Here is a 3,276-nt window from a genome sequence, read left to right as displayed (position 1 = left end):
CCGCGACGGTAAGAACATCACCGTAGCGACTTCAGACGACGTATCCTTCAACAAAGTAACTGTCGGCGACAGCGTCCTGACCGACAACGGACTGACTGTGGGCAATGGTACGGCAGGCAACCCTGTCAGCCTGACCAAAGACGGTCTGAACAACGGTGGCAATAAAATCTCCAACGTCGCCGCAGGCGAGGCAGATACCGATGCCGTCAACGTTGCCCAGTTGAAAGCCAATTCAGGTCGTGTGGAAAGCGGCAACGACAACATCGTCGTCGAAACCGACAAAACAGGCAGCGCTAACGTTTACAAAGTTTCTACCGCCAAAGACCTGAAGGCTGACAGCCTGACTGCGGGCGAGACTGTTGTGAACAACAGCGGCGTAACCGTCGGCAACAAAGTAGCACTGAGCAAAGACGGTCTGAAAGCAGGTGATGTGAACATCACTGCCGACGGCATCGACGCTGGCAACAAAGCCATCAGCAACGTAGCCAAAGGTGTGAAAGCCACCGACGCCGTCAACGTCGCCCAGTTGAACGAACAACTCGCCGCAACTGAAAAAACCACCACCGTCGTCGCCGGTAAGAACGTGACCGTCAGCGAAAAAGTGGACGGCAACAACACCGAGTACACCGTCAATGCCGACAAGACCACCCTCAGCCAAGCGGCCAATGGTGCGGTTAAAGTCAGCGAAGGTGCGAAAGATGCCGACGGCGTAACCGACTACGCCCTCGACCTGACCGACGAAGCCAAGGCCGACATCGCCAAAGGCGTAGCGGCGAAAGACGCGGTGGACAACAAAGGTCTGACCTTTGCCGCCGACAACGGCACGACCGGTGCGAAGAAACTGGGTGACAGCCTGAGCGTCAAAGGCGACGGCAACATCGTAACCCGCGCCGACGAAAACGGCATCGGCTTCTCGCTGGCTGACAAGATTACCGTCGGCAAAGCAGGCAAAGGCAACAAACCGCTCGTGATCGACGGTACCGCCGGTCTGATTTCCGGTCTGAGCAACACCACTCTGGGCGGGGCGGACTTTGCCACTAAAGGTCAAGCCGCTAGCGAAGAGCAGTTGAACGCAACCCAAGCCAATCTGGCGAACCTGCTCGGCGGTAACGCAGCCAACAACAACGGCAACGTCACCACTACCGACATCGGCGGTACCGGCAAAGACAACGTCCACGATGCCATTGCCGCAGTGAAAGAAACTGCCGACAAAGGCTGGAACCTGAACGCCAATGACGAAACCTCGTCTGAAAAAATCGGCGCCGGCGACACCGTGACCTTCAAAGAAGGCAAAAACGTCAAAGTCAGCCGCAACGGTAAAAACATCACCGTAGCGACTTCAGACGACGTCTCCTTCGATAAGGTTACCGTAGGCGGCAGCGTCCTGACCGACAACGGACTGACTGTGGGCAACGGCAAGGCAGGCAAACCTGTCAGCCTGACCAAAGACGGTCTGAACAACGGTGGTAACAAAGTGACCGACATCGCCGCAGGCGAAGCCGACACCGACGCAGTGAACGTTGCACAGCTCAAAGCAGCCGCAGCGAAAGCCACGTCCAAAGTGGACAGCGGCAACGACAACATCGTCGTCACCCCCGAGCAAAATGCCGACGGCAGCACCACTTACAAAGTGGCGACCGCACCTAACCTCAAAGCCGACAGCTTCACCGCAGGCGATACCGTTGTGAACAACGACGGCGTCAAAGTCGGCGACAAAGTGGCATTGGGCAAAGACGGTCTGAAAGCAGGCGATGTCAACATCACCGCCGACGGCATCAATGCCGGCAACAAAGCCATCAGTAATGTTGCCGCCGGTGTGAAAGACACCGATGCCGCCAACGTCGGACAGCTGAACCGTCTGACTGCCGCCGCCAAGACCGAAGTCGAAGCCGGTACCAACATCGCCGGTGTCACTAGCAAACAAGGTGCGAACGGTCAAACCGTTTACACCGTGAACGCAGACGGCGCGAGCGTCTCCGCAGGTTCCGACAACATCGTCGTGACCAAAGGCAACAAAGACGCCAATAACGTAACCGACTACGCGGTTGACCTGTCTAAAGCCGTCAAAGCCGACATCGCCAAAGGCGTCGCGGCGAAAGACGCGGTGGACAACAAAGGCATCAGCTTCGCAGGCGACAGCGGTACGACCGTTGCCAACAAACTGGGCGATACCGTTGCGGTTAAAGGCGATGCCAACATCACCACCACCGCAGGCGCGAACGGCATTCAGGTCGGCCTCAACAAAGACCTGAAAGTCGACAGCGTCAAAGCAGGCGATACCATTGTGAACAACAACGGCGTCAACGTCGGCGACAAAGTGGCGCTGGGCAAAGACGGTCTGAAAGCAGGCGATGTCAACATCACTGCCGACGGTATCAACGCAGGCGGTAAGAAAGTGACCGGCGTCGCCGCAGGCACCGTCGCCGCAGGCAGCACCGATGCCGTCAACGGCGGACAACTGCACCAGGTTTACGAACTGATCGGCAGCAACGGCGGCAACGTCAACACCGCACCGCCGTCAGTCGAAGCAGACGGCAAAGCAGGCTTGGGTAATATCAAAAACATTACCCTGGTGGACAACAGCAACAATCCGAACGTGACCAACGTCACGAACGAGACCAAGATTGCCCAGTCCAACGGTTACAGCCTCGTGACCTACAACGTCGAAGACCAAGGCATGTATGTGACCAACAACGTCATCGAAGCCGTAGGCCGTATGAACGAACAAGGTATCAAGTTCTTCCATACCAACGACGGCGAAGTGAACCCCGACGTACAGGCACGCAACAGCGAAGACTCCAGCGCGAGCGGCGCATACGCCACGGCGGTCGGCTACCAGGCCGCCTCCAAAGGCACTAACGCCATCGCCATCGGTAAAGGTGCCAAAGCCAACGCCGAGAACACCATTGCCATCGGTACCGGTAACATCGTCAGCGGCAAAAACTCCGGCGCCATCGGTGACCCGACCGTAGTAAGCGGCAACAGCTCTTACTCCATCGGTAACAACAACAACGTATCCGCCGACAACGCCTACGCACTGGGCAGCAACATCAAAGCCACGGTCAACGACTCCGTCTACCTCGGCGACCGCGCCCAAACCCAAGGCATCCATACGGCTGATGCGGCCAAAGGCGAAGCCTACACCTACGGCGGCCTGAACGACAAAGCCGTGGCAGGCAAAGCAGGTTCGGCTGCCGCCGCGAACAAAGTCGCCGGCGTCGTTACCGTCGGCAACGGCACGGACGAGACCCGTCAGGTACAAGGTGTGGCGGCAGG

Annotated in this window: 1 pseudogene; it reads left to right on the top strand. The window is 57.9% G+C overall.

Annotated features, from left to right (window positions below):
• Positions 1–3,276 (top strand): annotated as a pseudogene (locus DBY90_RS12370) (hypothetical protein); the annotation flags it as partial.

It is taken from the genome of Neisseria mucosa (genome assembly GCF_003044445.1).
Taxonomy (GTDB): Bacteria; Pseudomonadota; Gammaproteobacteria; order Burkholderiales; family Neisseriaceae; genus Neisseria; species Neisseria mucosa_A.
Note: the sequence above shows the minus strand (reverse complement) of the source record. Positions and strands in the feature narration are given on the sequence as shown.